Genomic DNA, 899 nt, shown 5'->3' on the forward strand with positions numbered 1-899 from the left:
AGCCCGCCTCATTCACGAGGGTGCTGATTGAGCGGTCTGAAGGTACTGACTGGTGGCATCGCTTATCAGGATCGGCTTCTTCAGTGCGAATGGCCGTTGAGTAATGCCAAAACGCTGAAATTTTCCCGCTTTCTTATAGCTCTTTGGAATCAATTGCGACCGTCCAAGCAGCCGTGATCGCCGCCTGGAGGTCCGCGTCCTGCTGACGCTGCTCCGCCGGCTTGGCGTAGCGCTTCATCCACTGATAGAGACTGTAGCCGGATACCCCCAGCCGGGCGGCCACCTCCGTGACGGGATGACCGCGCTCCGTCACCTGCTTGACGGCTTCGATCTTGAATTCTTCGGTATATCGCTGGCGGCTCATGGGACCTCCTTGGTGCCTTCAGTATAAGGTCTGGAGGTGTCTACGAAACCCGGGGCGATTCACCCTTCAGCAGCGTCGGCCACCACTTGTCGGCGGCGGCACCCAGATGAACGGTGATTCGCCGAGCGTGCAGCCTCAGCGTGGCGGCGACCTTCAGCACCTGCTCGCGCATCCGGCTGAGGCTCCAGCCTTGCCGGGTCTGCCGCTCCAGCAGGCAGCGCAGGCCATGCAGGACCTGGTAGGCGTAGAGGCTGAGCAGCAGGCTCACCTCGTTGCGTGCCATCACGTCCTGAACGGTGGAGGCGCCGCGATCGGTCGACGAGAGATGCACGTCGAGCGCCGACTTCACCTCGCCCATGTGCGCCTCGGCGCTGCCGCGCTTGCGGTAGAGCGCCAGGACCTTCTCCGGCGGCCAGTCGAACTTGCCGAGGTTGGTGACCAGGAAGAAGGCATGCAGCAGCAGGTCATCGGGGCGTTCCTGCACCACCAGCACCACGCGACGCGGTGCCGACCAAGAGCCCGCTTGATACTCCAG

At 63.0% G+C, this 899-nt stretch carries 1 protein-coding gene and 1 pseudogene; both read right to left on the minus strand.

Going from position 1 to position 899, the window contains the following annotated elements; translation table 11 throughout:
* Nucleotides 1-181 precede the first annotated feature (181 nt).
* Nucleotides 182-364: pseudogene (locus tag G7A98_RS16560) on the minus strand (transposase); the annotation flags it as partial.
* Between the two features lie 40 nt (nt 365-404).
* Nucleotides 405-899: transposase (locus tag G7A98_RS16565; protein ID WP_205596306.1), on the minus strand; the 495-nt coding region annotated here is incomplete at its 5' end.

Source organism: Modicisalibacter sp. 'Wilcox' (assembly GCF_010993675.1).
Taxonomy (GTDB): Bacteria; Pseudomonadota; Gammaproteobacteria; order Pseudomonadales; family Halomonadaceae; genus Modicisalibacter; species Modicisalibacter tunisiensis.